Consider the following 5,734-nt stretch of genomic DNA (forward strand, 5'->3'; position numbering starts at 1 on the left):
GGACGGCGTCACGCATCAGCGTGCGCAGCAGCTCCTCGTCCAGCGTCCGGCCGACCGGCGCCCCGCCGACCCCGCCGACAGTGCCGGCCTCCTCCGCCCGGGCCTGACCGACGCCATCGGTACCGCCCGCCCGCGCCCCGCCGACGACGGCCCCACCGGCCGCAGCCTCCGGGGCCGTTCGCTCCTCGGCCCGCGCCCCGCCGAGCGCCGTCGCACCAGCGACCTCGCTCACCGGCCCGTCCGCCGGAGGCAGTTCACGCGGTGGGGCGGGCCGCGACCCGTCGTGCGAGGAGGAGGGGAGGGCGGTGGAGGAGTCGCGCCGGCCGACCATGCCGGCAGCGTCGTCCGGAGTGCCAGGGACGTCGGGGGCGTTGGGGGTGGTCATGCCGTTGCCTCCATCGCGACGCGCAGCGCCGCGAGGCCTCGCGACCCGTACGCCTTCACCGAGCCCAGAGAGATGCCCAGCGTCTCGGCGACCTGTGCCTCGGTCATGTCGGCGAAGTAGCGCAGCACCAGCACCTCGCGCTGCCTGCGCTGCAGCGAACGCATGGCGGCCTTGAGCTGGTCGCGTTCCAGGATCTCGTACGCACCCTCCTCCGCGCTCGCCATGTCGGGCATCGGCTTGGAGAGGAGCTTGAGGCCGAGGATGCGGCGGCGCAGCGCCGACCGGGAGAGGTTGACCACGGTCTGGCGGAGGTAGGCGAGGGTCTTCTCCGGGTCGCGCACCCGGCTGCGCGCCGAGTGCACCCGGATGAACGCCTCCTGGACCACGTCCTCGCAGGAGGCGGTGTCGTCCAGCAGGAGAGCCGCCAGGCCGAGCAGTGAGCGGTAGTGCGCGCGGTAGGTCTCGGTGAGGTGGTCGACCGTGGTGCCGACTGCCATCGTGGTGTCAGCACCCTCGCTGTCGGAACCGTCGGTGCCGGCTACCCGTACCGGCCAGGGCGCGATCACCGGGATGCCGCCGGAAGCACCCGGGGCACCGAAGGCATCCGGCGCGCGGCCGGCCGGACGTGGTCGCGCGAGACGCGGGGGTGCGATCGTGCCGCCCCGGCGTCCGAATGCCGTCTCGATGCCCAGTGCCTCCGCCACGACAGTTGGACACGCATCCCCCCGTCAGGGTTGTACGCGCAAGGCACGTCGCCCGACGGAGCGTCAACTATCCCCATGCGTACCAGCTCTTCCTCAACACCCCATGTACACCGACGTACCCCCCGGTACACGCTCGGTGTCAGCACCCTAGGGCAGCGCGCTGACACAGCGGCGTTCCCCCGTGAGAGTCGGTTGCCGTCGAGGGAAAGGAGATTGTCCAACGAAGGGGTGGGCTGGTTCAAGTGGTCCAGACCACAGCAAAAGCTCAACGGGACCCGGATTGCCGCACCAGGGCCCGTATCGCCACATCAGGGGATATAAGGGCACATACTGTTGCCTCAGCGGCCCGTACCCCCGTAGACGACCGCCTCGTCGCTGTCGCTGTCGAGCCCGAATGCCGAATGCACCGCCTGCACGGCCGGCTTGACGTCGTCCACTCGCGTGACCACCGAGATGCGGATCTCGGATGTCGAGATGAGCTCGATGTTCACCCCCGCGTCGGACAGGGCCTCGAAGAAGGTCGCGGTGACTCCCGGGTTGGTCTTCATCCCGGCGCCCACCAGCGAGATCTTGCCGATCTGGTCGTCGTACCGCAGCGAGTCGAAGCCGATCACCGACTGCGCCTTGGTCAGCGCCTCCATCGCCTTGTGCCCCTCGGTCTTGGGCAGCGTGAAGGAGATGTCGGTCAGTGCGGTGGCCGCCGCCGACACGTTCTGCACGACCATGTCGATGTTGATCTCGGCGTCCGCGATGGCCCGGAAGATCGTCGCCGCCTCGCCCGGCTTGTCCGGCACCCCGACGACCGTGATCTTCGCCTCGGAGGTGTCGTGCGCGACACCGGAGATGATCGCCTGCTCCATCGGCTTGTCCCTTTGCGGTGGTTCGTTGCTGACCCAGGTACCCGGAAGTCCGGAGAACGAAGAACGTACGTGGATGGGGATGTTGTACCGCCGCGCGTACTCCACACAGCGGTGCAGCAGCACCTTCGACCCGGAGCTCGCCAGCTCCAGCATGTCCTCGAAGGCGATCCACTCCATCTTGCGGGCCTTCTTCACCACCCGCGGGTCGGCGGTGAAGACTCCGTCGACGTCGGTGTAGATCTCGCACACCTCGGCGTCCAGGGCCGCGGCCAGCGCCACCGCCGTGGTGTCCGAGCCCCCCCGCCCCAGTGTGGTGATGTCCTTCTTGTCCTGCGACACGCCCTGGAAGCCGGCCACGATCGCGATGTTGCCCTCGTCGAGGGCGGTACGGATACGGCCCGGCGTCACGTCGATGATCCGGGCCTTGTTGTGCACCGAGTCGGTGATCACACCCGCCTGGCTGCCCGTGAACGACTGCGCCTCGTGCCCCAGGTTTTTGATCGCCATCGCCAGCAGCGCCATGGAGATGCGCTCTCCGGCGGTCAGCAGCATGTCGAATTCGCGGCCGGAGGGAATCGGCGACACCTGCTCCGCGAGATCGATCAGCTCATCCGTCGTATCGCCCATCGCCGACACCACGACGACCACCCGGTGGCCGGCCTTCTTGGTGTCCACGATCCGTCGGGCGACGCGCTTGATGCCTTCGGCATCGGCGACGGAGGAGCCGCCGTACTTCTGCACGACAAGACCCACGTGCGCTCCTCGCTCAGGGTTAGTGCGGTCGCCCCAGTCTAACGAGCAGGCCGGATACGCCCCGGATGTATCGCATGGCGAGACGGAGTGTTCGGAGAGTGACCACGCGGGTACATACGCACTACCGCCTGCGCCGCAACCCAATCGTCCCGAGCTCCGCCTCCATCACCTTGCCGGCCTCCTTCGCCAACTGCTCCTCGTCGTCGGCGAGGTTGCCGGTGTCCAGGCCGTCCAGCTCGTCCAGCGGGCTGTCCAGCCGTACGTGGGCGACCAGCGACTGCAGCGCCCGCAGCGAGGCGCTGGCCGTCGGCCCCCAGTTGGAGAGGTAGGAGAACTGCCACCACCACAGCGCCTCCGAGACCCGCCCGGCCCTGAAGTGTGCGAGGCCGTGTGTGAGATCCGCCACCACATCGGCCATGTCGTCCGAGATCCGGCAGGCCACCGGCGTGGACCTGGGCACGTACGGGTCGAAGACCTCCGAGTAGACGTCGATCGGCTCCAGCAGCGCCGCGAGCCGCTGCCGCAGGTCGTCCTCGTCCGGCTCGGGACCGACGTCCGGCTCGTACCGCTCGTCCGGCACGATGTCCTCGTGCGCGCCCAGCCGGCCGCCGGCCAGCAGCAACTGCGAGACCTCCAGCAGCAGATACGGCACCGCGCTGTCCGGATCGTCGCCCTTGGCCACCTCGCGGACCGAAAGGATGAAGCTCTCGATCTGGTCACCGATCTGTACCGCGAACTCGTCCGGCTCCTGCGCGACCAGAACCCGGTCCGGCGCCGGAACCACGCCCTCCCCGCGACCGCCGCCCCGCCCGCCCTGCTTCTTCATCACGGTGTCAGACATCCAGCAACCGCCTCCCTTCGAAGGCCCGCCCCAGCGTGACCTCGTCCGCGTACTCCAAGTCGCCGCCCACGGGCAGCCCGCTGGCCAGCCGCGTCACCCGCAATCCCATGGGTTTCACCATCCGGGCCAGATACGTGGCCGTCGCCTCGCCCTCGAGGTTCGGGTCCGTCGCCAGGATCAGTTCCGTGACGGTGCCGTCCGCCAGCCGGGCCAGCAGCTCCCGTATCCGCAGATCGTCGGGGCCCACTCCCTCGATCGGGCTGATGGCGCCGCCCAGGACGTGGTACCTCCCCCGGAACTCACGGGTACGCTCAACCGCCACCACGTCCTTGGGTTCCTCGACGACGCAGATCACCGAGGGGTCGCGGCGCGGATCGCGGCACACCCGGCACTGCTCGTCCTGCGCGACATTGCCGCACACGGCGCAGAACCGCACCTTCGCCTTGACCTCGGACAACGCGTGCGCGAGCCGGCGCACATCGGCGGGGTCGGCCTGCAGGATGTGGAAGGCGATCCGCTGCGCGCTCTTGGGACCCACGCCGGGCAGCCTGCCCAGTTCGTCGATCAGGTCCTGAACCACGCCTTCGTACACGCCGACGCCTTCCTTCGCTCGCTTCGTACCCGTCCTGGTACACGTCCTGCACGGTCATACGGTTCTACGGTTTATACGTCCTCAGCGGTCCACTCGGTTCATCCGGTTCACGCGTTTCGTCCGGTTCACACGTCAGTCCGGCCCGCCCGCACGGCTCACACCGTGCCGCCGGTCAGAACGGCAGGCCGGGCATGCCGCCGAGCCCCTGGGCGAGCGGGCCCAGCTTGGCCTGCTGGAGCTCCTGCGCCGCGTCGTTCGCGTTGTGCACGGCGGCCACGACCAGGTCGGCGAGGGTCTCGGTGTCCTCAGGGTCGACCGCTTTCGGGTCGATCACCAGCGCGCGCAGCTCGCCGGCGCCGGTCACCGTCGCCTTCACCAGCCCGCCGCCCGCGGTGCCCTCCACCTCGGCCTCGGCCAGCTCTTCCTGGGCCGCGGCGAGGTCCTGCTGCATCCTCTGCGCCTGCTGGAGCAGCTCCTGCATATTCGGCTGACCACCGGGGATCACGGTTTCGCTCCTGCCTTGGCCGTGCGGTTTTTTGCCTGACAGGGCGAGCCTACGTGCTCGTACGGCCCAGCGCCCTACGCCGTACGGAGGATCGGCGCGGCGGGCGCTCCACCCGGAGTACAGGGCGCGATTACTCCTCGCGCCGGCGCAGGTCGCTCCCGCCGCGGGACCGGTGGCGGGCCCGGGCTCGACCGGGCACGGACCGGGACCGGGCACGGGCGCGGACCGGACCCCGGGCCTGGGGCGGCGAGGCCGACCGCCGGTCAGTCGTGCCTGATCTCCTCGATGACGGTCGCCCCGAGCTCCCTTATGAACAGGTCGTGACCGCTGAGCGCGGAATCGACCAGGTCGGGGTCGTCGTCCTCGGGGATGTCGTCCTCGATGGGCGGCAGGTCGTCCACGGGCGGCGGCGCGGTCTGCGCGGCGGACCGGAGCTCGGCGCGGGGCCCCGGCGCGGCGGCCCGCTCATGTGCTGCGGGACCGCCGGGGCCCGGTTGCTGGCTGTACGACGCCGGATTCTGCGCGGCCTGGTTGTAAGAGGACTGGTTGTACGAGGCCGGGGCCGTGGGCGGCTGCTGCGGGCCGGGGGCCGGGGGCCGGGACGAACCGCCGCCACCGCCGTACCCGGAGCCGAAGCCGCCGGAATGACCCGGGCCGCCGGGGTTCCCGGGGCCCCCCGACCCGCCCTGGCCACTGCCCCCCGACGGGTCGACGATCGCCTCGATCCGCCACTGCACGCCGAGCGCGTCGCTGATCGCCTGCTTCAGCACGTCCTCGCTGCCGCTGTTCGCGAAGCTGTTGCGGGCGCCCGGGTTGTCGAACCCGATCTGCAACGTCTCCCCGTCGAAGCCCGCCACCTGCGCGTTGTTGAACAGCAGCATCCAGGTCAGCCGGCGCCGCCGCTTCACCGCTTCCAGGATCTCCGGCCACATCTGCCGCACGCGGGAGGGGTCGCCGACGGGCGTGGACGCCGGTCCGGGCGCCGGCGTGGCGGGGGCGGGCGGCGGAGTGCGGACGGCGGCAGGCTCCTGGGGAGGCGCGGGCGTCGACGCGGCACCCCCGGTCGTCGGCCAGGCACCGGGACGCGGTGGCGC

At 70.6% G+C, this 5,734-nt stretch carries 5 protein-coding genes and 2 pseudogenes; all 7 read right to left on the minus strand.

What is annotated here, in order from left to right:
- Positions 1-385: pseudogene (locus VIW71_RS18130) on the minus strand (hypothetical protein); the annotation flags it as partial.
- Positions 382-1,089, minus strand: coding sequence for a SigE family RNA polymerase sigma factor (locus VIW71_RS18135; RefSeq protein ID WP_414720775.1), 708 nt, complete (start codon positions 1,087-1,089; stop codon positions 382-384). The pseudogene VIW71_RS18130 and the gene VIW71_RS18135, both read right to left, overlap by 4 nt.
- 338 nt (positions 1,090-1,427) lie before the next feature.
- Positions 1,428-2,702, minus strand: coding sequence for an aspartate kinase (locus tag VIW71_RS18140; protein ID WP_331623384.1), 1,275 nt, complete (start codon positions 2,700-2,702; stop codon positions 1,428-1,430).
- Positions 2,703-2,823: 121 nt separating this feature from the next.
- Positions 2,824-3,543, minus strand: a complete 720-nt coding sequence (locus tag VIW71_RS18145) for a DUF5063 domain-containing protein (protein WP_331623385.1) — start codon at positions 3,541-3,543, stop codon at positions 2,824-2,826.
- Positions 3,536-4,135: a recombination mediator RecR gene (gene recR / locus VIW71_RS18150; protein ID WP_331623386.1), complete on the minus strand. Its 600-nt coding sequence runs from the start codon at positions 4,133-4,135 to the stop codon at positions 3,536-3,538. Before recR ends, VIW71_RS18145 begins: the two co-directional genes overlap by 8 nt.
- Positions 4,136-4,307: 172 nt before the next feature.
- Positions 4,308-4,640 (minus strand): YbaB/EbfC family nucleoid-associated protein, encoded by a 333-nt coding sequence (locus VIW71_RS18155; protein ID WP_331623387.1) that lies wholly within the window; start codon positions 4,638-4,640, stop codon positions 4,308-4,310.
- Positions 4,641-4,903: 263 nt separating this feature from the next.
- Positions 4,904-5,734 (minus strand): annotated as a pseudogene (locus VIW71_RS18160) (DNA polymerase III subunit gamma and tau); the annotation flags it as partial.

Source organism: Streptomyces sp., from assembly GCF_036524955.1.
In the GTDB taxonomy this organism is placed as follows: Bacteria; Actinomycetota; Actinomycetes; order Streptomycetales; family Streptomycetaceae; genus Actinacidiphila.